We start from the raw sequence: 22,889 nt of genomic DNA, 5'->3' as shown, positions 1-22,889 counted from the left end.
AGGTAGCGTCGCTCGCGGATGCCCGTCCGCTCCTCGATGCGCTCGGCCGGCCAGCCCGGGAAGGCCTTGGCGATGCGTTCATTGCTGATGGCTCGGGAAGGGACGAAGGCGCCAGCTCCTGCGAAACGAACGGGAGGCATGTGTCGGCTCTCTCTGTGGGGGGGAGACCCTTCGGGTGGCCGGGTCCGGCGGGAATCGTACCCCACGGAGGGGTGGTAGCCTCCATGGAGGGCTGCACCGCCCCTCTTATCGCCTCTCCTCTACCCCTCGATGGGCACACCGAGTCCCTGCATGTCCCCGTGATGGAAGCCGAGGATGGGGCGGGAGTCGTGCGCTGGATTCGCGAGCTCGGGGGCCCCGTGGCGAGGAAGTGAGCCGATCCGAGCTACGAAATAACGTGAGGCGGCGAGCGGCATGACCGATGATTTCAAGCCGCTCGCGGAGCCAATGGAGTAGCAATCCACTTCAAGGAGAGAAAGATGGCAACGACTCGTTCCCGGAAGATCTTCATCAACCTGGCTGTGCGTGACCTGAAGAAGTCGATGGAGTTCTTCTCGAATCTCGGCTTCGCGTTCAATCCAAAGTTCACGGACAGCAAGGCGGCCTGCATGATCATCAGCGAGGAGGCGTTCGTCATGCTCCTCAGCGAGCCCTTCTTCAAGACGTTCACCAAACGCGAGCCGTGCGATACGAGCAGGCAGACCGAAGGACTGTTCGCGCTGTCGTGCGACAGCAGGGCCGAAGTGGACGAGCTGGTCAAGAAGGCCATCGCCGGCGGTGGCAAGCACGCCATGGATGTGCAGGATCACGGCTTCATGTACGGCTGGAGTTTCTATGACCTCGACGGCCACCACTGGGAAGTGATGTGGATGGACCCCAAGGCCGCCCAGTAAGTGCGTTCCATGACGCGCGTGTCGGCAGCCGGGCAGGGGAGGGTCGCGAGCCACGCGCACACCGTGGGAGTGCCCGTGCTCGGATTCGGGCTCTGGGTCTCCCTGCTGGCGTGGAGGTGGGCCACGGGAGGACTCCACGAGTTCCTCCTGGCCGAGCTGCTCTTCCTGCTGGCACCCCTCGTGCTCGTCCCGCTGGGCCTTCCGCTCACCTTCGTTCCCGATCGCTCCGGGCGTACCTCCCGGCTGTCCACCCTGGTCGCCATCCTCCATCCCGTCGGGGCCCTGGGGCTCGTGCCGGCATTCGCCCTGGCGCTACCCTGGCAGGCCCGGGTCGCTCTGGGCCTTCCCTATCTGCTCTTCACGGTCTGCGCCGCGCTGCACGGACTCGTGCGGCTGGCCGGGCGCAGCACGTTCCTCGTGGAGGAGTTGGCCATCGACGTGGCCCTGCTGTTCCTCCTGGGTGGTGCTGTCTGGATGCTCACCTGGTTGGGGGACTTCCCACTCCTCGGGTTCCAGGGGTTGTGGGTGCTGCTCACCGCCATCCACTTCCACTTCGCCGGCTTCGGTTGTCTGCTCATTGTCGGGCTGCTCGGCCGGATCCTCTGGTCCCACCGGACGTCGGCCCCTCGCGCCTGGCGACTCCATCCAGCCGTCGCCGTGGGGTTGATGGGGGCGTTTCCCCTGCTCGCCGCGGGTCTCGCCGGCCACCGTGCCCTCGAGGTTCTCGGCGTGGCGCTCTACGTGCTCCTGCTGCCCCTGCTGGCGGGGCTCCTGCTCGTGGGGGCCGCGCGGGTGGACTCCGGGGGCCTGGGCCGCTGGCTGCTGGTGGGGGCGGCTCTCGCACTGCTCGGGTCCACCACGCTCGCCGGCCTCTGGGGCCTCTTCCGTCCGAGTCTCGTGGCGCTGCCCACCATGCTCCGCTTCCACGGCACGCTGAACGCGGTGGGCTTCGTGGGGCTCGGGCTGCTCGGTCTGCGCCTCCTGCACCCCGTCTCGCGCGCGAACGTGGCGGGCGTGGTGTTCAGCCGGCTGAGTTCCCGTGGTCGGACGGGCCCGCGCTTCTTCGAGCGCCTCGCGCCGCCGGATGGACGCCAACCCACGGGCCTCGTGGACGACTTCTCCGAGTACGCACGTCCCGACTTCGACCCGCTCCAGGTGGCCCCGGAGGTCCGGCGTTTCTATGAGCACACCGAGGGCTACACGTTGTGGGTCGTCCCGGACTGGAAGCCGGGCTTCCGGCTCGGCGGCCGGCTATGGGGGTGGTTCGCGCGGCGGGTGCAGCAGCTCGTCCTCCCGAGCGACGTGCGCCTCCAGCGTCACGGGGTGAAGGGTTCCATCGTCGCCGTGGATGACGGGGCGGACGGGCGCGAGCGCGTGCGCGGGTGGATCCGCACCTACGAGAGCGATGGGAGCCCCATCTACGTGGCCGCCTACTCCAGCCACGTGGCCGGCGCGATGCGGTACATGAACATCGCGTTCCCGCTGCCCTTCTCCAACATGACCAGCATCCTGCGGCTGGACCATGACGTGCCGGGAGGCACGGGGCTGCGACTCACCTCCTGCGCGCTGGAGGAGGCACCGGGTGGGGACCAGGGCGTGTACCTGGCCAACCCGGTGCTCCCGCTGCGGCTGCCCCTCAATGAGACCATCTGGGTCTGGAGCGCCGAGGGCACGCCGCGCACGGAGCCCCCCTGCGACGACCCGGCGGTGGTGCTGCGAGCCCGGCACGAGATGTGGTTCTTCGGAAGGAAGTACCTGGAACTGCACTACTTCATCGAGCGCGTCGGCGAGGCCGGCCCGGGGTAGAAAGCAGGGGCCTCGAGGGTTCCATAGAGGGGGCCGTGTTCAGCGCTTCACGGTTGCTCCGGCGTATGGGTTGGCAGTCCAACGGGAGCGACCCACTTTCGTCCAGAGCTGGGCTTGCCAGCTACCAGAGCAGGGGAGCGAGCCAATGAGGGGACAATCGCGTGTAGGCATCGCGGGGACACTGGTCTGGCTCGCGCTGGTCGCGGCGTGCGGCGGACCGGAAGCACCTCCTCCGATGGACACGGAGCCGCCGCCCGGCGAAGCCCCTCCCGAGACAGTTCGACCCGGTAACACCCTGTGGGCCAGGCCGCTCGGCGCGGTCAGGGGGCTCGATGTCGAGGCCGCTCCGGATGGGAGCCTCGCCTTGCTGGCCGCGGACGATGACCCGTCGGGCTTCGACGGCCAGTCCGTGGGGGGCGACCTCGTGCTGGCGCGCTATGACCCCTCCGGGACGCTCCTGGAGGCGAAGGGCATGAGTGCGCCGGGGGCATCGAAGGGGAGGCTCGCGCGCACCCCCGACGGCTACTACGTCATGGCGGAGGTGACCTCGGCCGCCAACCTGGGCTGCGGGCCCATCGACGCGACGAGTGCCTCCCTCTCCTCGGTCGTCGCGCGGCTGTCCGCCGATGGCTCGTGCCACTGGGCGATGCGCCAGGGATACCTCCGCTCGCTCTCGCGGGGAGCGGATGACGGCCTGTGGCTCCTGGGGGACTACGACATCACCCGGTATGACGGAGCGGGCGCGTTCCGGGCCCACCAGAGCACGGTGGAAATGGTGGGCGGCCGCGGCAACATCGACCTGCACACGATGGTCCGGCTGAACGACGGCGGCGCCGTCTTCGGGGGCACCTCGAATGGCGAGATGCGGCTCGAGGGGCGCTCGTGGTCCGGGCAGGTGGTCCCCGTGCTGTTCCGGATGGCGGCGGACGGGCGCGTGGTGTGGGTGCGGCCGTTCCCCGAGGTCTTCGGGTACATCTCGGCCGTCCAGGTCACTCCGGCGGGCACGATTCTGGCGCTCGGCTCCTTCAATGGTCAGTTCCAGTGGGCGGGGGCCCGCGCCTCCTCGAATGGGCTCTCCCTCCTGGCGCTCGAGGCGAATGGCGCCGAGCTGTGGGCACGCCCCGTGGGCGGGCAGGTGGGCGCGACCAGTGCCACGCGGATGGCGGTGGATGCCGCGGGTGCGGTGGTGGTGATGGCCGAGAGTCCCGGGGCCTGCGGCGGGTCCGGCCTCATGCTCGCGAAGGTTGATGCCGCTGGAGCGTTCCTGTGGCAGCGCCACTTCGCGCCCGCGGGATGCGTGGGAGAGGTGCGGGGACACGCACTCGCCACCCTTCCCAGCCGGGAGATCATGGTCACGGGCGCGTTCAGTGGGCAGGTCAGCTTTGGCTCGCAGGTGCTCGAGCAGCGGCCGGGCGGCAGGACCGAGGCCTTCCTGCTGAAGCTCGCGCCCTGAGGGCTCACGACGTGCCGTCAGCGCTTCGGGCGTCGGGGTTTGCCGGAGCCTCGTGATGACCCCACCGCCGGGCGCCCGCTCTGGCCTCTGGGGCGGACATCGCGCGCCGCTTCGAGCTCGTCGGGCATCCACGGCTGATCGAGCTGCTCCTGCAACTCGAGCAGCGTGTCGGCACGCACGGCGCCGCGCCGGCCGCGGCCCACCACGAATCGCACCGGCCGATCAAACAACGGAAGCTCCTCCTCCACGAGCGTGCGCGCGAGCTTCTCCGGCAGGTTGAGCCGCACCACACTCACTGGGTGGCCCGCCTCGTCCTGCTCCACCTCGTAGCCCAGGTCCACCTCGAGGTCGCGGATGCTCACCACGCTCGGCAACGACAGGAGTTCCTCGCGCACCTCGGGCGGCACCAGCGCGTCCAGGTCGAGCACCAGCGGACGCGCGTGGAACTCGTCCATCGTGGTGACTCCCTCGAGCTGGGCCTCGTAGAGGGCGGTCAGCTCCGGCACCCCGAGCTTCGCCGTACGTCCGCCCGAACGGCGCCACAGCTCGCGCACCTCGTCGATTCCCGGCTGGTTGCGGCGCACCGCCGGGTGCCGTGCCTCACCGCACGCCAGTGCCTCGGCGAGCGCGCGTCGTGCGCGGTCGGCCAGCTCCGGCCCCCAGGCGGGGAGCACCTCGACCTCTCGCTCCAACTCGAAGCCGGCGTACTCCATGCGCCAGTCGAGCACGAGCGACATGTGCCACGTGTCGTAGGCGAGCTCGGCCTCGGTGCGCCGCGCGTACTTCGTCAGCACGTCGAGCGGGATGTGCGTGCCCTCGATGGCCGCATGGGGAGTGCCGGAACGGTCGGCGAAGTAGCGGAGCGTCCCCGCCACCGCGCCCCAGTTCCCACACACGCTCGTCTTCGAGACGCGAGCTTCCTCGCCCCACGCCGTCTGCTCGTCGATGACGAGGTCGAAGGGCATGAAGCGCGCGAGCAGGTCGGCGAAGCGGCGGTGCACACGGTCTCCCGCGAACGGCAGGCGCGCGGGCAGGCTGACACCCACGCTCCGGTAGACACTCGCCATCACCAGCGCCGCGTCCTCGAGGGTCTTCACCAGCACGCCGCGCCGCTCGGCCCAGCGCTCCAGCTTCTCCGCATGGAACAGGTGGCGCGGCAGCCCATACACCTCGCCGATGAAGCCCGCCTCCTGGTACGCCTCGGCGTAGAGGTTGTAGGCGGTGAGGTGGTCGCTCCCGGCGACCAGCACCCCCTCCAGGTCGCGCTCCTCGCGCGTCATGCGGTGGAGCGACTCGAGGGCGCTGCACACGGCGAGGAAGGGGAACAGCGCGTCCTCGCCATTGACGATCAGCTCCGCCCACGCCCGATCCACCGGGAGCGCCTCGACCGCGCGCCCGTACTCCGAGAGCCGTCCCCGCGCGTCGATGATGTTGCGCTCCCGCAGTCGCTGGAACACGCGGCGGTAGGCGATGCGGTCGACTGGCACGGGGAGGTCCAACGCATCGGCCCGCACGCCCAGGGCGGCGGCGGTGAGCGCCACGCGCTCCGGGTCGCCGGCGAGCTGGAACTCGGGCTCCGTCGGGCGAAGCGCGAAGAAGTCGATGTCGCGGTTGCTCAGGATGAAGACGCGCCCGCCCTCCACGCGGCCATGCACGCGCCCGGCCATCTGGAGCAATTCGTTGTTCCCGAGGGGGACGCGCGTGAGCACGTTGCGCCCGCGCTCGACGAGATTGGCGAAGCGCGTGTCGTCGATGACGATGGTATCGAGCCCGGGCACGTTGAGCGCGCTCTGTCCCGCGGCGGTCATGGCGAGGAGGTAGGGCCGGGGCTCCGTCCCCTCGAGGAAGGGGCGGATGGCGCGGATCGGCTCACCGCCGTGGTAGTGCGCCGCGTGGATGCTCGGCCAGCGGGTGCGGACGTGCAGGGCCGCCTGCTCGACCGCGGCCCTCGTGGGGAGGAAGAGGCCCACCCCGCGTTGCTCCTTCTCCATGGCGCGGAGGAAGGCCTCGTCGAGGAACGCGAGCGGCACCCTGTTCTCCACCACGACCGTGGCCACCTTCTGGGGATCGAACGCCTGGACCTCGAGCACGTCGGCGCTCTTCAGGTAGCGCGCGTAGAGCGCCGGGTCGACGGTGGCGGACAGCCAGATGAAGCGACAGCCCACGTGCTTGCCGAGCGCGAGGCACAGCTCCAGCTCCGCCGACGTCTGGTGGATCTCGTCGATGAGGAGCGTGTCGTGCGGCAGGATGTCGCCGTTCTGGAACCAGCGCCGGGCGATGCCGGTCGTCACGATGATGACGTTCCAGGTGGGCGTGTCGGGTGTCGCCTCGCGCTCGCGGTTCACCACGCCGACCTTGAGCGGGGTCTCACCGCCCCCGCCCACCAGCTCCTCGGCGATGAGCCGGATGGCGAGCGTCTTGCCGGTACCGGTACCCGCCACGATGCCGAAGCCCTTCCCGCCGCGCGCCAGCTCGCGCACCCGCGGCCCGTGGTGCTTCTCGAGGTAGGTCTCCAGGCGCAGCCCGAGGGCGAGCTCGATGGTCTCGCAGGCCGCGCGCGTGGGGGCGATGACGATGACACGCCCCGTCGGTGGCTCGGCGGAGACGAAGGCCTCATGGTCGGGCGGCAGGGAGCGGTCGGTCGGCGTGCGCACGCGGAGACTCACGCACGATGGAGGCCCACGTGGAAGGGCAAGAACCTTCGTGGGCGGGCCTCCCGTCAACGACTGAGCAGGGAAGGGGAGAGAACCACGAACCAGGGTACGAGGTCTCGATGAACCCGTGGCCCTCGGGTGAACCCGAGGTAGGTTTTTCGCTCGCGGTCATCACCACCGGAGCTCCTCATGCAATCCCAGATGCGCAAGCTCAAGTACCACGTGGCCACGTCGCTGGACGGATTCATCGCTCGCGAGGACGACACCGTCGACTTCTTCCCCGCGGACCTCCCGCCGATCCTGGACTACTTCGACACCCTGGCCTCGGCGTACGACACGGTGGTGATGGGCCGCGGCACCTACGAGCCCGGGCTGAAGGTGGGGATGACGGACCCCTATCCCTCCTTGGAGACCTATGTCGTTTCGCGCACCCTGAAGGAGAGCCCCAACCCGCGCGTGCACCTCGTCCGGGAGGATCCCATCGGGTTCGTGCGGGAACTCAAGACGCGCCCCGGCGCGCGGACCGACATGAGCCGCATCGTGCGGGCAGCCCAGCTCAGTGTCGCCAAGGATATCTACCTGTGCGGCGGCGGGACCCTGGCGGGGGCCCTCTTCGACGCGGGCCTCATCGACGAGGTCCTCATCAAGCTGAACCCGGTGCTGATCGGCTCGGGCAAGGGAGTCGCCCCGAGGCTTCCCCGGCAGGTCGATCTCGAGCTGCTCTCGACCAAGACGTACCGGACCGGGCTCGTGCTCCTGCACTACGCCGTCAAGCGCTGAGGGCGAAGCTGGCGATACATGATCGTCGCCAGCGAAGTGACGCGGAGGCGGGAGGCCCGATGGACAGGCCTCCCGGTACGACTGGACCGCCTACTGCTTGCCGAACTCGGCCTCGATCGCGGCCTTGACCGCGGGCCGGGCGGCGATCCGCTCGTGGTAGGTCTTGAGGCCGGCGTACTTGCTCAGATCCACCTTGTGGTACTGGGCCCACTGGAGCATCACGAACACGTAGGCGTCCGGCGCGGTGAACTGATCACCCATGAGGTACTGCTTGCCCTCGAGGTTCTTGGCGATGAACTCGAAGCGCTTGGTGAGCTTGTCGTGGGTGGCCTTCTTCTCCGCCTCGGAAGCGCTGGGGTTCCAGAGCGGGCCGAAGGTCTTGTGGAGTTCGGTGCCGATGAAGCCCAGCCACTCCTGGAGGCGGTAGCGCTCCAGCGTCCCGTTGGCGGGCGCGAGCTTCGCCTCCGGCTTCTGGTCGGCGATGTACTGCGCGATGGCGGGGTTCTCGGTGAGGATCTGGCCGTTATCGAGCTCCAGCGCCGGCACATAGCCCTTCGGGTTGATGCTGTAGAAGTCCTTCCCCTCCGGGGTCTTGTGCGTGCCCAGGTCGACCTTCACGAGATCGAACTTCAGGCCCGCCTCGCGCAGCATGATGTGCGGGTTCATCGAGCAAGCGCCAGGGGTGTAATAGAGCTTCATCGGTAGCCTCCAACGGAAGGGGTAGGGGGGTGGAGGCCGCTATATACAAGCGGATGTCTCTCTGTGCACGAAGGCCGCACGCCGGGTGTTGGGCTGTGGCCTTATGGGTGGGCTGAAGGTACCCTCCCGCCGTGTCTTCCCTCCCAACGGCCCCCCCGTCGGACGCCAGGCGCTCCGTGGCTTTCAGCCTGCGCACCCGTGTGGGGTTGCTGGTGTGCCTCTTCGCTGGCGTGGCCGTCACGGGCCTGGGGGCGGCGGCGGGGCGCCTGGCCGAGCAGGACGTGGATGCGCGCGTGGGCGAGGGGCTGGCCACCCTGGCGCGGGTGCTCGCCGAGAAGACGCAGGCGCGGCTGAGCGCGCGCCTGGAGCAGGTGCGGGTGCTCGCCGAGCTGGAGCGCCAGGGACTGCTTCCCGAGAGGCTCGAGGCAAGGCGCGCCGTGCTCGAGGAGCTGCGGCGGGTCGCCCCGGACTTCGCCTGGGTGGGCTTCATCGACGCTTCGGGCGTGGTGCGCTACAGCACTGGAGGCATGCTGGTGGGGGCCCAGGTCTCCGAGCGCCCCGCCTTCCGCGAGGGCCGCCGGGGCGTCTACGTGGGCGACGCACACGAGGCGGTGCGGCTCGCCCCGCTGCTGAAGAGCTCGGAGGGACCCCTGCGCCTGCTGGACCTGGCCGTGCCGGTGCATGCGGCGGACGGCACCTTCCGAGGGGTGATGGCGGCGCACCTCACCTGGGACTGGGGCCGCGCGCTCAAGCGGGCGCTGATGGACGAGGAGGGGCAGGAACTCGAGGTGCGGCTGCTGCGGCGCGATGGGGCGCTGCTGAGCGAGCCGCCCACGGGCGTGGAGGCCTTCCGCCAGACGGTCCTGCCCGCGGGGCTGGAGCGGCAGGTGCGGGACGGCGGCTGGACGGTGGCGACGTGGGAGGACGGCCAGGCCTACCTCACCGGCGTTGCTCCCCTGCGCGCCACCGATGCCACGCCCGTGCTGAGCTGGACGGTGCTGGTGCTCCAGCCGGCCGGAACGGCCTTCCAGCCGGCTGTCGCCGCGCGCGTGCGGTTGACCGGGTTGGGGTTGCTGGCGGGCCTGCTGCTGGCGCTGACGGGCTGGGCCCTCGCCGGGCGCTTGACGCGACCGCTGGCGGACATCGCGGAGGTGGCCGAGCGGCTGCGCGCGGGGCAGTACGACCTGCGGCTGCCGCACGGGGAGCGCCCCGATGAGATTGGCGCGCTCTCCGCGTCCCTCCAGGCGCTGCTGCACGCGCTCAAGGCGCGTGAGGCGGAGCTGCGCCAGGCGCTCGTGGTGCGCGAGGACTTCCTCACGGTCGCCGCGCACGAGCTGCGCACCCCCCTCACCGCGCTCTCGCTGCAGCTCTCCTCGATGGGGAGGCAGGCCTCCTCCGCCGGGGTGAGCGGCCTGCTCGCCACGAGCCTGCAGCGCGCCACCCAACAGGTGCGCCGCCTGGGGCGGCTCAGTGAGGCGGTGCTCGACATCTCACGCATCGAGTCCGGCCAGCTCGCGCTGGAGCGGGAGCCGCTCGAGGTGGGGGCCTTCACCCGCGAGCTGCTCGAGGGCGTGCGTGGCGTGTCTCCCGGCGCGGACCTCCGCCTGGAGGGGGGCGCGGTCGCCACGGGATTCTTCAACCGTCGCGAGCTCAAACAGTTGCTCACCCACCTGGTGCTCAATGCCATCAAGTACGGAGGCGGCAAGCCCGTGACGGTGTGCGTGGAGGCCGCGGCCCAGGAGGTGCTGATCTCCGTGCGTGACGAGGGCATCGGCATCCAGCCCGAGGACCTGGAGCGTGTATTCGGCCGTTACGAGCGCGCCAGCTCCACGCGCCATTACGGGGGCTTCGGGTTGGGGTTGTACATCGCGCAGGCAGCGGCTCGGGCGCACGGTGGCTGTATCCGCGTGGAGAGCGAGCCGGGCCGTGGCTCCTGCTTCACCGTGGCGCTCCCGCTGCATGCCCCCAAGGATGGTTCAAGGTGAAGGGTGTCATGACTTCAGTCGTGGACAGGGACGTGGCGCTCATTTCGAGCCTGGAGGCGGTGCCAACCATCCTCAAGGTCATCACCGAGACGACGGGTCTCCGGCTGTCCCTGGTGGCACGCGTCACGAAGGACTCCTGGACCGCCTGTGCCGTGCACGACGTGATGAGCTTTGGCCTCTCCGTGGGAGACCACCTGGAGGTGGCCACCACGCTGTGCAGCGAGGTGCGCGACTCACACCAGCCCATCATCATCGAGCACGCGAGCGTGGATCCGAAGTACCGCGAGCACCGCACGCCGAAGCTCTATCGCTTCGAGAGCTACATCGCGGTTCCCATCTTCCGGAAGAATGGGGAGTACTTCGGAAACGTGTGTGCCCTGGACTCCGAACCCGCGAGGCTCGCCGAGGCGAAGACGCTGGGGATGGTGAAGCTGTTCGCCGACCTCATCGCGCTGCAACTGGAGGCGGAGGAGCAGCAGGCGCGGACGCGGGCGGCCCTGCTGGACGAGCAGCGCACGGCGGAGCTCCGAGAGCAGTTCATCGCCGTCCTGGGACATGACCTCCGCAACCCCCTGTCCTCTCTCGTGATGGGCGCGGACATGCTGGGCCAGAGGACGCTCGCGGCTTCCGAGGAGAAGGTCGTCCGCCGCATGCAGGAGAGCGGCCGCCGCATCGCGCGCCTCCTGGACGACGTCATGGACTTCGCGCGTGGCCGGCTGGGGGGCGGCATCCCCGTGGACGCGCGCGAAGTGAGCGACCTGGGGCGTGCGCTGGAGCACGTCGTGGAGGAGCTGCGGACGATGCATCCCTCGCGGACGATCCACTTCACCGAGGATGGATGCGGCACGCTGCGGGGCGATCGGCAGCGTCTCGCGCAGTTGCTCTCCAACCTCCTCGCCAACGCGCTGGTCCACGGCGACCCGTCCGAGCCGGTCACGGTCGCGGTTCGCGGCGACGCGTCGCAGGTGGTGCTCAGCGTCACGAACAAGGGAAGGCCCATCACCGCCGACCTCCTTCCCCGGCTCTTCCATCCTTTCTTCCGCGGCGTGTCGGACCAGCACCCGAAGGGGTTGGGGCTGGGCCTCTTCATCGTCGAGCAGATCGCCCGCTCCCACGGCGGTGGCGTCCAGGTGCGGTCGACGGAAGAAGCCACGACGTTCGCCTGCACCCTGCCGCGGCGGTGAAGCCCGCCGCCATGGGGGTCATGGGCGCCTGGACCGCCAGGTGTCGCGGTCCTGGCCCCAGAGTTCTATGGGAGTGTTGTCATAGGGCGGCGGCAGCTTCCCGGGGCCCAGCAGGCGCGAACCCAGACGGAGGGCGACCTGTTGGGACGGCGTGTTGTCCGGAGCGATGGAGTGGATGACCTCGGTCCAGCCGAGGTGGTCGAAAGCCCAGTCGATGGTCGCCGCCGCTGCCTCGGTGGCGTAGCCGCGTCCCCAGCACTCGCGCAGCAGGCCCCAGCCGACCTCCGGCCCCGGCCAGCCCTCTGGCCTCCAGGGGCCAACCCGTCCCACCCAGCGGCCCGTCGCCTTTTCGATCACGGAGAACATGGAGAAGCCCTGGAGTGCCCACGAGCCCGCCATGGCGGCCATGGCCCGCCACGCCACCGAGCGCGGCTGCACTCCGCCCAGGAAGCGCGCGGACTCCGGGTCGCCGATGAGGGTCGCGAAGCCCTCCAGGTCTTCCAGCGACGTGGGGCGCAGGATGAGCCGCGCGGTTTCGAGGGTCGGTCCAGGCGCGATCACGTTCAGTCTCCAAGGGGGGAAGGGGTCCGGGTCTCAATCTAGCCTACCCCCTGCCTCCCCGGTCGGTCCGCGGGCTGGCCGGGCAGGGGGGGCTGCACCCCCGCGACTCTCAAGCTGTTTTTCTCTCTCGCTCGGAAGGCGGTTGGGGGCATTAGTATGGCCGAATGAGCAAGCCGCCAGCTGACCTGATTCCCGCCCCCGAGGCGCGCCGCTTGACGCCGAATTTCATCACGGACGTGGTCGACGCGGACCTCCAGTCGGGCCGCCACACGCGCGTCGTCACGCGCTTTCCGCCGGAGCCCAACGGGTACGCGCACCTCGGGCACGCCTTCGCCAGCTACCTGGACTTCATGACCGCCCAGGACTACCGCGGCGTCTGCCACCTGCGCATGGACGACACCAACCCCGAGGGGGAGACGCAGGAGTACGCCGACAGCATCATCCGCGACATGCAGTGGATCGGCTGGGACACCTCGCGCCTGTTCTACGCCTCGGACTACTACGAGCAGCTCTACGGGTTCGCGGTGGAGCTCATCCGCAAGGGGCTCGCGTACGTGGAGAGCGTCAGCGGCGAGGAGATGGCCCGCCTGCGCGGCACCGTGGACCAGCCGGGCACGCCCAGCCCCTACCGCGACCGGAGCGTCGAGGAGAACCTGGACCTGTTCCGCCGCATGCGCGCCGGCGAGTTCCAGAACGGCCAGCATGCCCTGCGCGCGAAGATCGACCTGGCCAGCCCGAACTTCAAGCTGCGCGACCCGGTGCTCTACCGCATCCTGCACGCGTCGCACTACCGGACCGGGAACACGTGGTGCGTCTACCCGATGTACGACTTCGCGCATCCGATCAGTGACGCCCTCGAGGGCATCACGCACAGCATGTGCAGCCTGGAGTTCGTGGACAACCGCGCCATCTATGACTGGCTGATGGACAATCTGTTCCCCGCCCAGAAGACCGGCGTGACGCCGCCGCGCCAGTACGAGTTCGGGCGGCGCAGCATGGAGTACACCGTCGTCAGCAAGCGCAAGCTGCGCCGCCTCGTGCGCGAGGGCGTGGTGAAGGGCTGGGACGACCCGCGCATGCCGACCATCAGCGCGATGCGTCGGCGCGGTGTGACGCCCGAGTCGGTGCGGGCCTTCGCGGCGCAGATCGGCGTGAGTCGCACCAACCGCACCGTGGACCTCGCCATCTTCGAGAACGCCGTCCGCGATGACCTGAACACCCGCGCGCCCCGCGTGATGGCCGTGACGCGCCCGCTGAAGGTCGTCATCCAGAACCTGGACGCGGAGCGCATGCTGAGCCTCCCGTACTGGCCGCAAGAGGGCGGCAGCGCCGATGGACGGGTGCTGCTCCCGAATGGGGAGCGCGTGCCGGCCGAGCAGGCGGTGCGAGAGGTTCCCCTCACGCGCGAGCTCGTCATCGAGCGCGACGACTTCAGCGCCGACCCGCCCAAGGGCTTCAAGCGGCTCACGCCGGGCGGCATGGTGCGTCTGCGCGGCGCGGGCATCATCCGCTGCGACGAAGTCCTCATGGGGGACAACGGCGAGCCGACCGAGCTGCGCGTCACGCTGCTCGGCGAGGAGGCCAAGGCGAGCGGCGTCATCCACTGGGTGAGCGCCACCCGCGGCGTGAAGGCCGAGTTCCGCCTGTTCGACCGGCTCTTCACGGTGGCGGAGCCCGACAGCGAGGCGCAGCAGTTCGACCCGGAGCAGACGGGCCACGAGGACGACACGCAGCCGCTCAACACGGACTTCATGCGGTTCGTGAACCCGCAGAGCCTGGTGGTGACGCAAGGGCTGGTGGAGCCGAGCGTGGCGCGGGATCCGTCCAGCGCCCGCTACCAGTTCGAGCGCGCCGGGTACTTCTGGCGGGACCCGGTGGACAGCCGCGACACCGCGCTCGTGTTCAACCGCATCATCACCCTCAAGGACACCTGGGACCGCAAGGCGGACAGCGCGGAGCCCAAGGCGGAGCGCAAGCCCAAGCCGGAGAAGAAGACCGAGGTGGCGGCCCCCGTCGTCCGTCAGGCGCTCACGAAGGAGCAGGAGCCCGTATTCGAGCGTCTGCTCAAGCGGGGCGTCAGCGAGAACGACGCGCACATGCTCGCCCGTGAACCGCAGCTCGCCGCCTACCTGGAGAGCGCGGGTGATGCGCGGCTCGCGGACCTCGCGCCGTGGGTGGTGAACGATCTCGCCACGGCCATCCGCGAGGGCTCGAACCGCGTGGGCGTGAAGGAGCTCGCGGCGCTCGTCGCGCTGCTCACGGAGGGCGGCATCAGCGCCCGCATCGCCAAGGACGTGCTCGCGGAGGCCCAGACGTCCGGAGAGGCGCCCGCGAGCATCGTGGAGCGCAAGGGCCTGCGCGTCGTCAACGACGAGGGGCAGCTCCGCGCCGCCATCCAGGGCGTGCTGGACGCCAACCCCGCGAAGGTCGCGGAGTACCGGGGCGGGAAGAAGGGCCTGTCCGGGTTCTTCACCGGGCTCGTCATGCGCGCCACGAATGGCCAGGCGGACGCGAAGACCGTCGCGCGTCTCCTGAATGAGATGCTCGGGTAGCAAGCCGTGGAGAGGCGCGCTCCCTAGAGGGATTCGACAAAAAAAGAGCGCGCTCTCTATACAAAGATTGGACAAAATTCCCGTGAGGCTGGCGGGCATGCAATCCCTTGCACGCTCCCTCTGGGAATTCCCGTGACTGGCGCTGTGTCCCTTTGGGCTCAGACAGTCACCATGACGCCATCTTCCAGCCCCCGAGCTTCCCTGGCCCGATCGACGCTCCTCAAGATGGGCGTACGCATCGGGGTCATCATCTCCCTCTCCACCCTCTTCAGCTACCTGCACATCCTGCACACCCTGCGCACCGAGGCCCTCGCGCAGCTGGGGCAGCATGTCTCGGAGCGCAGCCAACGCGAGCAGACCACCTTCGTGTTGGCGGAGGACAACCATGCCCTCTTCAACAAGGCCCTGGAGGAGAGGATCCGGACCCTCGCGCAAGAGGACGTGAGTTCCCGTTTCGACCGCCTGTTCGTGCGGCTTCCCGATGGCACGGTCCGCAACCGCCCCGAAGGCTTCGACGGCACGAAGATGGTGGGCGTCTACATTGCCCCGAACGTGGTCATCGATACCGAGTTCCGCACCCGGATCCTGGCCACATACGACGTGGTCGCCCAATACGGACCCGCCTTCCATGTCCGTTTCCAGTCGACCTACGTGGTCATGCCGGAGGGGGCGATCGTGGAGTATTGGCCGGAGTTCCCCACCTGGGTCCACGACATCGAGCCCGGCTTCGCGCTCCCCGCCGAGGAGTACTTCGTCATCAGCCGACCGGAGAACAACCCGCAAAGGCAGACCGCCTGGACCGGCATCTTCGAGGACACGGTCTCGAAGATCTGGATGACCTCGGTCTCCACGCCGCTGGACCTGGACGGTCGCCATGTGGCGACGGTCAGCCACGATGTCCACCTCAACGAGTTGATGACCCGCACCATCAACGACCACCTGCCCGGTGCCTACAACGTGCTCTTCCGTGAAGATGGCCAGCTCATCGCCCATCCTGGGTTGAAGCAGGACGGCACCGCGGGCGCCTACAACATCCTGAAGGCCGCCGAGCAGCCCGAGGTGGCGGCCAGGCGTCTCGGCTCACAGGAGGAGGTCGCCCACCTGCGGAGCCTCTTCGAGTGGGTGAAGCGCCACGGCTCCGAGCAGGCCGTCCTGGAGCTTCCGGAGTCCGACGAGTACATCGCCGTGACCCGGCTGCGGGGCACCGGCTGGTATTTCGTCACGGTGTTGCCCGAGAGCGTGGTGTCCCAGCCCGCCTTCCTCGCGGCGCGCTACGTGCTGCTGCTCGGCGTGCTGTCGCTGCTGCTGGAACTGGGCATCATGTACTGGGTGCTCCGACAGCAGATCTCCCACCCGCTGTTGTCCTTGACCCAGGCCACCGACAAGGTGGCGACCGGTGACTTCAAGGTGGGGCTGGACACCTCGCGCCAGGACGAGCTGGGTCAACTGGCCCGCAGCTTCCAGCTCATGGCCGACGAGGTCCAGCGGCGCGAGGAGGCCCTGAGACAGGCCAATGAGGGGTTGGAGCATCGGGTCGAGGAGCGCACCCGCGAGCTCAAGGAGATCCACCTCCAGCTGGTGCAGACGGCCCGGCGGGCGGGCATGGCGGAGATCGCCACCAACGTGCTGCACAACGTGGGCAACGTGCTCAACAGCGTCTACACCTCGGCCCAGGTCGCCAAGGAGCGGATGACCGGCATGCGCCTGGAGCACGTGGGCCGGGTGGCCAACATGCTCGAGGAGCGCCAGAAGGAGCTCACCACCTTCCTCTCCCAGGACGAGCGCGGGCGGAACGTGTTGCCCTTCCTGAACAAGCTGGGACAGCACCTGCTCGAGGAGCGCCAGGAGATCTCCGTACTGCTCGACGACGTGGGCCGCTACACCGAGCACATCGGAGACATCGTCAAGGTGCAGCAGAACTACGCCCGGACGCCCCGCCTGCACGAGCCCGTCTCCCTGGGGGAGCTGGTGGAGGATGCCTTGCGCATCAACTCGGCCGGGCTCGTCCGCCATCAGGTGAAGGTGCACAAGCAACTGGTCTCCCTGCCGTCCGTGCTGACCGACAAGCACAAGACGCTGATGATCCTCGTCAACCTGGTCAGCAATGCCAAATACGCCATGGATGGGGTGGTACCCGCCGAGCGGCTCCTGACGGTGAAGCTGGAGCAGCCGGGGCCCGACCGCATCCGCATCGAAATCCACGACAACGGCATGGGCATCGCGCCGGAGATGCTCACCCGCATCTTCCAGTATGGCTTCACCACGCGCGAGGAGGGGCACGGCTTCGGTCTGCACTCCAGCGCCCTGGCGGCCCAGGAGCTGGGTGGCTCCTTGCACGTCCACAGCGACGGGCCCGGGCACGGCGCCACGTTCACGCTGGAGATGCCCTACGTCCCGGTGCTGGAGACGAAAAGTGCGTGACGCCATGCTGGCCGGGCGCGAAGCTCCCGCCGGCCAAGAATGGAACTGACGCTCACCACTCCCGGACTCCTCTTTCCTACGATCTCGCTGCTGCTGTTGGCCTTCACCAACCGCTTCCTGGCCATCGCCGCGCTGATCCGCAGCATGTACGCCCAGTACCAGGAGAAGCCGGATCCGTTGCTGTTGCCTCAGATTGAAAACCTGAAGCTCCGGGTCCGGCTCATCCGCGACATGCAGTTCCTGGGGGTCTCCAGTCTGTTCCTCTGCGTGGCCTGCATGCTCCTGCTCTTCGCGGGCATGGTGCAGGCCGGGAAGTATGTCTTTGGCGGCAGTCTGCTGCTGATGCTCGCTTCGCTGGCCCTCTCCATCCGGGAGATCCAGATCTCCATCCGGGCGCTCCAGATTCAACTCGGGGACCTGGGGGAGGAAAAGGCGGGGAAGTGAGGTGACACGCCACCAGGCCCTTGCCCGGCCCGGGTCGGTCACGCTCTCATCCCGCCCATGTCGACCCCCGCGACGCTCGAAGCCCAGCAGCCGCCCGCACAGCGCCCGCTCACCCGCCAGGACGCCAGGACGCTCGCCCTGGCGGCGCTGGGCGGTGCGCTGGAGTTCTACGACTTCATCATCTTCGTGTTCTTCACCGTGGTGATCGGGCAGCTCTTCTTCCCGCCCGACACCCCGGAGTGGCTGCGCCAGTTGCAGGCCTTCGGTCTGTTCGCGGCCGGCTACCTCGCGCGCCCCCTGGGGGGCATCGTGATGGCGCACTTCGGCGACCGCAGCGGCCGCAAGCGCATGTTCGCTCTGAGCGTGTTCATGATGGCGGTGCCGACGCTGCTCATCGGCATGCTGCCCACCTACGCCACGGCGGGCTACGCGGCGCCGCTGGCCCTGCTGCTGCTGCGCATGGTGCAGGGCGCGGCGGTGGGGGGAGAGGTGCCCGGTGCCTGGGTGTTCGTCTCCGAGCACGTCCCGGAGCACCGCGTCGGCTTCGCCTGCGGCACGCTCACCTCCGGACTCACGCTCGGCATCCTGCTGGGGTCCCTGGTGGCGACGGCGATCAACAAGATCTACACCCCGGAGCAGGTGCTGGCCTTCGGCTGGCGCGTGCCCTTCATCGTCGGAGGTGTGTTCGGCTTCTTCGCCGTGTTCCTGCGTCGCTGGCTGGCCGAGACGCCGGTGTTCGAGGAGATGCGCCAGCGCAAGGCCCTGGTGCGGGAGCTGCCGCTCAAGGCCGTGCTGCGCGGCCATGGCACCGCGGTGGTGGTGTCGATGCTGCTCACCTGGGTGCTCACCGCCGCCATCGTGGTGGTCATCTTGATGACGCCCACCCTGGTGCAGAAGCTCCACGGCATCTCGCCGGCCCACGCCCTGGAGGCCAACAGCGTGGCCACGCTGTGCCTCACCCTCGGCTGTATCGTCTTCGGTCTGGCCACGGATCGCTTTGGCGTCGGACGGATGCTCGTCCTCGGCTGCTCGGCCCTGCTGGTGACGACGTACCTGCTCTATCGGGGCGTGGCGCAAGCGCCGGACAACCTCGTCGCGCTGTACGCGCTCACGGGGTTCTGCGTCGGCGTGGTGGGCGTGGTGCCCACGGTGATGGTGCGCGCCTTCCCCGCCGCCGTGCGCTTCTCGGGGCTCTCGTTCTCGTACAACGTGGCCTACGCCATCTTCGGTGGCCTCACCCCGCTGGTGGTCACCCTGATGATGAAGGGCAACCCGCTGGCGCCCGCCCATTACGTGGCGGCGGTGTGCGGGGTGGGGCTCGTGGTCGCGCTCTATCTGCTGAGCGCGGGCCGCTCACGGTTCGCCGCGGTGAGCACCTCCTAGGAGGACTCGCGACCGAAGCGCGTCGTGTTGGACCCGGTGCCCGGCTTGTTGCCCAGCACCTCGGCCTTCTTCGTGCCCTCCTCGGCCAGCACCGTCGCGGGCGCCGGGGTGCGCGCGTTCTCCACCAGGAGCATGCCGCCCGCCTGGTGCTTCTCCCGCCCGGAGTTCACGGCGTTGGCCAGGGTGTTGGGATCCACGAAGTAGCTGGAGGCGTTGCCCGGATCCTTCACCATGTAACGGCCCTTGTCGTCCATGCCGTCGATGAGCACCCAGTGCGCCTTGCCGGCCGGCTTCGCCTCACCCCCGGGGACGATCTTGTTGGAGTCCACCATGGCCACGGCCTTGCCGCCCGTCGTCAGCGTCCCGTCCAGCGCCCCCTTGTCGAGCTCGGCCGTGCCCTGCTTCACCGCGATGCCCTCGTGCGCCAGCATCTGGGTGAGCTGCTGCGGCGTGGTGCCCTCCTGCGTGGCGTAGCGAGAGCCCAGATCGTTCATCAGCTCCGCGTCCGAGACCCCCTCCTTGCCTCCCTTGGCGCGCGCCAGCATCGCCGCCGCCGCCGGGCCACAGTTGATGTCCGAGGTCTGCTGGAGTACGGGGGTGTAGGTCTTCCACCCACCCTTTTCGATCTGGTCGTTGGCCAGGAGGTTGCGGTGCTCGTTGACCTGGTTGGCCACGTTCTTGAGGCTGGCCAGGAGGTCGCGCTGGTCGTTGACCAGGTTGGCCACGTCCTTCTTGAGGGCGGGGTTGCGCGAGGCGAGGGAAGTGGCCTCCGCAGCGAACTTCGACACCCACGTCGTCAGGGCCTTGGTGGCCTCTTGAAAGCCGTCCGTGGAGGGGGCGCGGGTCGTGTTGGCCGCGGCCGGCGGGGTCTGGGCGGACGCTCGCGCCTGGACCGTGGCCTTCGCGACGGCCGTCTGCCACTGGGTGGAGATTCCACTCGCCTTGGAGAACGGGTTCACGCTCATACCTCCAGTATCGGTGGGAGCCGCGAGAAGTTGCTCACATTTACGTATCGCGTGATTTTTTTGCGAAGATGCCCCGCCATGAGCGAGGCAAAGGGCCGGGGCAGCAGGGACAAGAGCGGGCGTGAGCGCGCGCCGAACACGGGCCGTTCCGGACGCGGGATGGAGCCCGAGGACATGCCGCCGGTCTCCCAGGTGGGGCGCTACCTCCTGCTCAAGCGGCTGGGGCAGGGCGGCATGGGCGTGGTGTACGCCGCCTATGACCCCGATCTGGACCGCAAGGTGGCCCTCAAGCTGCTCCAGCCGGACGGGCAGACGGCCTCGGAGGAGGCTCGGGCGCGGCTGCTGCGCGAGGCGCAGGCCATGGCCCGGGTGTCCCACCCCCACGTCATCCCCATCTTCGATGTGGGGGTATGGGGCGATCAGGTGTTCCTCGCCATGGAGCTGGCGGACGGGGGCACCTTGAGCGCCTGGTTGGAGGAGGATCGTCCCTGGCGCGAGGTGCTGGAGCGCTTCCTGGCCGCCGGGCGGGGGCTGCTGGCGGCGCACGAGGCGGGGCTGGTGCACCGGGACTTCAAGCCCGCCAACGTCCTGCTGGGCCGGGGCGGCCGCGTCTACGTCACCGACTTCGGGCTGGCCCGCCAGGTCGGGGTGCCCGGGCAGGACGAGCCCCTGCCCGAGGAGGTCCAGGAGCTGCTGCCGCCCGAGCGTCGGATGCTGGAGACCACCCTCACCCAGAAGGGCCTGGTGATGGGTACGCCCAACTACATGTCTCCAGAGCAGTACCAGGGGACGGAGCTGGATGCGCGCTCGGACCAGTTCAGCTTCTGTGTGTCGCTGTACTGGGCACTCTACCGCCAGCGTGCCTTCGAGTCCTCGCGCATGCGGTCCTTCGCGGCCTCGAGGCGCAGGCCGGCCCCCACGGACCGGACCGAGCCCCTGGAGACGGAGGACCTTCCGAAGCGGGACGCGCTCCCCGCGGACCTCATCCAGGAACCGCCTCGGGACACGAAGGTGCCCGCGTGGGTGCGGCAGGTGCTGATGCGCGGGCTGGCGCTGGAGCCCGGGGCGCGCTTCCCCTCCATGAAGGAACTGCTGGAGGCGCTGTCGCAGGAGCGGCGGCTGGCGAAGCGGCGGCGGTGGGTGTCGGCGGCGTGCGCGGTGGGCGTGGGGCTGGCGGTGGTGGGGGGGACGGTGTACCGGCAGTCCCAGGTGTGCGCCGGTGCCGGGTCGCTCATGGCCGGGGTGTGGGAGCCGGCGGCGCGGCAGAAGCTGGAGACGGCCTTCCTGGCCACCGGACGGCCCATCGCGCGGGAGACGGCCTCGCGTGTCGCCGAGGTGCTGGAAGGGTACGCGGCCGGGTGGACCCGGCAGCACACCGAGGCCTGTGAGGCCACGCGCGTGCACGGCGTGCAGCCCGAGGAGCTGCTGTCGCGGCGCGTGGTGTGCCTGGAGCGGCGGCGCGAGGATATGCGGGCGCTGGTGGGGCTGCTGACCGAGGCGGACGGGGCCGTGGTGGAGAAGGCGCTGGACGCGGCGCACTCGCTGCCCTCCTTGGAGGAGTGCGCGGACGTGGAGTCGCTCTCCGAGCAGCAGCGGCTGCCCTCGGATCCGTCCAGGCGCGCCGACATCGCACGGCTGGAGGGAGGGCTCGCCGAGGTGAAGGCCCTGGTGGACGCCGGTCGCTACAAGGTGGCACAGGAGAAGGCACGCGGGCTGGAGGCGCCGGTGCTGGCCACCGGTCACCTGCCGCTGGTGGCCGAGCTGCGCTTCCACCTGGGCTGGCTCCAGGAGCAGCTCGGCCAGTCCGCCGAGGCGACGCAACTGCTGTCCCAGGCCGTCTACGACGCGGAGGCGGGGAGGGCGGACCGATTGAAGGTCTCCATCCTCAACAAACTGCTCTTCGTGGAGGATGGGCAGGAGCACTTCGCGCAGGCGGCGGGGTGGGGCGGGCTGGCGGAGGCCACGCTGAAGCGGCTCGGCGGCGAGCCGGTGCTGGAGAGCGACGTGCTGGTGAACCGGGCCAACCTGGCCGTGTCCCAGCAGCGCTTCGCGGACGCGCGCTCCTTGCTGGATCGGGCTCGGGCGCTTCAGGAGCGGGTGCTGCCACCGGGCCACCCGAAGCGGGCACGCACCACCTTCCTGCTGGGGCGGGTGATGCTGAGCCTGGGCGAGCACACGCGGGCGCTGGCGCTGCTGGAGGAGTCGCTGAAGCAGACGGAGGCGTCGGTGGGCGCGCTGCACCCGGACATGGCGCGGCGCCACCTCGTGCTCTCCTGGACCCTGCGGGAGAAGAAGGACCATGCGCGAGCGCTGGAGCATGCGCGCGCGGCGGTCCACATCCGCGAGGCCACCTTTGGCAAGGGCAGCCCGCAGGTCGCGGAGGTGCTGGACGAGGTGGGCATGTGCCTGCTGGGCCTCGCGCGGTATGAGGAGGCACTGCGGATCTATGAGGAGGCGCTCGCCGCCAAGCGCAAGGCGCTGCCCGCCGAGGACGAGCAGCTCCAATACTCATATGACGGCGTGGGCCAGGCCCTGCTGGGGTTGGGGCGGGCGCGCGAGTCCCTCGAGCCGCTGCGGCAGGCGGTCTCCTTCGCCTCGGCACCGGCCGACGTGCTGGCGGAGTCGGGCTTCGCCCTGGCGCGTGCGCTCTGGGTGTCCGGCCAGCAACCGGAGGCGCGTGGAGAAGCGGCCCGGGCCCGGGAGCGTTTCACCCAGGCCGGGCTGGCGCCGCGCGTGTCCGAGGTGGACTCCTGGCTGGAGTCCCTTCCCAAGGAGCCCGAGCGTCGTCCCGCGCGTCCCTCCCGCCGTCCCAAGCGCCGGTGAGCGCGAGACGGGGCGTGGGGGAGCCCCCGTCCCGTGGTAGCGTCCCACCCCGTGGCGGAGTCGCACGACGAAGGTGAGAATTCGGAGCCGACGGCGACCCTGCACCGTGCAGGCGCCGGTCAGGTGCGGTTGAAGCTCCTGGTGCTGTCGGGTGCGGAAGCCGGGCGCGGCCTCGTGCTCGAGCAGGGTGAGTACGTGGTGGGCAAGGCCCCCTCGTGCCATATCGTCCTGAGTGACAAGACGATCTCCCGCCAGCACCTGAAGCTGGAGGTGCGCGAGGGGCGCG

At 69.5% G+C, this 22,889-nt stretch carries 16 protein-coding genes; 12 read left to right on the top strand and 4 right to left on the bottom strand.

Annotation, left to right across the window (positions count from 1 at the left end; all coding sequences use genetic code 11):
- Nucleotides 1-479: 479 nt before the first annotated feature.
- The 3 genes from VF794_RS30755 to VF794_RS30745 all read left to right on the top strand — a co-directional run bounded on the left by VF794_RS30755 (nucleotide 480) and on the right by VF794_RS30745 (nucleotide 4,152).
- Nucleotides 480-893: a VOC family protein gene (locus VF794_RS30755; protein WP_331116603.1), complete on the top strand. Its 414-nt coding sequence runs from the start codon at nucleotides 480-482 to the stop codon at nucleotides 891-893.
- A gap of 9 nt (nucleotides 894-902) precedes the next feature.
- The gene (locus VF794_RS30750) at nucleotides 903-2,699 is read left to right on the top strand and encodes a YndJ family transporter (RefSeq protein ID WP_331116601.1); all 1,797 of its coding nucleotides are present in this window, start codon (nucleotides 903-905) and stop codon (nucleotides 2,697-2,699) included.
- A 145-nt stretch (nucleotides 2,700-2,844) separates the two neighbouring features.
- Nucleotides 2,845-4,152 carry a hypothetical protein gene (locus VF794_RS30745; RefSeq protein WP_331116599.1) on the top strand — a complete coding sequence of 436 codons (1,308 nt, stop codon included), beginning with the start codon at nucleotides 2,845-2,847 and terminating at the stop codon, nucleotides 4,150-4,152.
- A 17-nt stretch (nucleotides 4,153-4,169) separates the two neighbouring features.
- On the opposite strand, the gene VF794_RS30740 is transcribed toward VF794_RS30745, so the two are convergent.
- Nucleotides 4,170-6,806 (bottom strand): DEAD/DEAH box helicase, encoded by a 2,637-nt coding sequence (locus tag VF794_RS30740; protein ID WP_331116597.1) that lies wholly within the window; start codon nucleotides 6,804-6,806, stop codon nucleotides 4,170-4,172.
- A gap of 189 nt (nucleotides 6,807-6,995) precedes the next feature.
- On the opposite strand from VF794_RS30740, the gene VF794_RS30735 reads away from it, so the two are divergent.
- Nucleotides 6,996-7,586, top strand: coding sequence for a dihydrofolate reductase family protein (locus VF794_RS30735; protein WP_331116595.1), 591 nt, complete (start codon nucleotides 6,996-6,998; stop codon nucleotides 7,584-7,586).
- A 90-nt stretch (nucleotides 7,587-7,676) separates the two neighbouring features.
- On the opposite strand, the gene gstA is transcribed toward VF794_RS30735, so the two are convergent.
- A complete protein-coding gene (gstA, locus tag VF794_RS30730; RefSeq protein ID WP_331116593.1) occupies nucleotides 7,677-8,285 on the bottom strand; it encodes a glutathione transferase GstA in 609 nt (202 codons plus the stop codon).
- A 131-nt stretch (nucleotides 8,286-8,416) separates the two neighbouring features.
- Between gstA and VF794_RS30725 the strand changes: the two genes are divergently transcribed.
- Nucleotides 8,417-10,270, top strand: a complete 1,854-nt coding sequence (locus tag VF794_RS30725; protein WP_331116591.1) for a sensor histidine kinase — start codon at nucleotides 8,417-8,419, stop codon at nucleotides 10,268-10,270.
- An 8-nt stretch (nucleotides 10,271-10,278) separates the two neighbouring features.
- Nucleotides 10,279-11,454 (top strand): ATP-binding protein, encoded by a 1,176-nt coding sequence (locus VF794_RS30720; protein WP_331116589.1) that lies wholly within the window; start codon nucleotides 10,279-10,281, stop codon nucleotides 11,452-11,454.
- A gap of 18 nt (nucleotides 11,455-11,472) precedes the next feature.
- On the opposite strand, the gene VF794_RS30715 is transcribed toward VF794_RS30720, so the two are convergent.
- Nucleotides 11,473-12,015, bottom strand: a complete 543-nt coding sequence (locus VF794_RS30715; RefSeq protein WP_331116585.1) for a GNAT family N-acetyltransferase — start codon at nucleotides 12,013-12,015, stop codon at nucleotides 11,473-11,475.
- Nucleotides 12,016-12,179: 164 nt separating this feature from the next.
- Between VF794_RS30715 and VF794_RS30710 the strand changes: the two genes are divergently transcribed.
- From VF794_RS30710 to VF794_RS30695, 4 genes are all read left to right on the top strand, one after another.
- Nucleotides 12,180-14,567, top strand: coding sequence for a glutamine--tRNA ligase/YqeY domain fusion protein (locus VF794_RS30710; RefSeq protein WP_331116583.1), 2,388 nt, complete (start codon nucleotides 12,180-12,182; stop codon nucleotides 14,565-14,567).
- 225 nt (nucleotides 14,568-14,792) lie between these two features.
- A complete protein-coding gene (locus tag VF794_RS30705; protein ID WP_331116581.1) occupies nucleotides 14,793-16,988 on the top strand; it encodes a sensor histidine kinase in 2,196 nt (731 codons plus the stop codon).
- A 39-nt stretch (nucleotides 16,989-17,027) separates the two neighbouring features.
- Nucleotides 17,028-17,432 (top strand): DUF2721 domain-containing protein, encoded by a 405-nt coding sequence (locus VF794_RS30700; protein ID WP_331116579.1) that lies wholly within the window; start codon nucleotides 17,028-17,030, stop codon nucleotides 17,430-17,432.
- Nucleotides 17,433-17,489: 57 nt separating this feature from the next.
- On the top strand, nucleotides 17,490-18,815 hold the full coding sequence (locus VF794_RS30695; RefSeq protein ID WP_331116577.1) for an MFS transporter: 1,326 nt from the start codon (nucleotides 17,490-17,492) through the stop codon (nucleotides 18,813-18,815).
- Here the strand turns inward: VF794_RS30695 and VF794_RS30690 are convergent.
- On the bottom strand, nucleotides 18,812-19,774 hold the full coding sequence (locus VF794_RS30690) for a papain-like cysteine protease family protein (protein ID WP_331116575.1): 963 nt from the start codon (nucleotides 19,772-19,774) through the stop codon (nucleotides 18,812-18,814). The two genes, VF794_RS30695 and VF794_RS30690, sit on opposite strands and share 4 nt — an antisense overlap.
- A gap of 84 nt (nucleotides 19,775-19,858) precedes the next feature.
- On the opposite strand from VF794_RS30690, the gene VF794_RS30685 reads away from it, so the two are divergent.
- Entirely contained in the window at nucleotides 19,859-22,603 is a 2,745-nt protein-coding gene (locus VF794_RS30685; protein WP_414640988.1) for a protein kinase domain-containing protein, read from the top strand.
- 33 nt (nucleotides 22,604-22,636) lie between these two features.
- Nucleotides 22,637-22,889: FHA domain-containing protein (locus VF794_RS30680; RefSeq protein ID WP_331116574.1), on the top strand; the 253-nt coding region annotated here is incomplete at its 3' end.

This window comes from Archangium sp., assembly GCF_036389735.1.
Taxonomy (GTDB): Bacteria; Myxococcota; Myxococcia; order Myxococcales; family Myxococcaceae; genus Archangium.
This window is presented reverse-complemented; position numbering and strand designations above follow the sequence as displayed.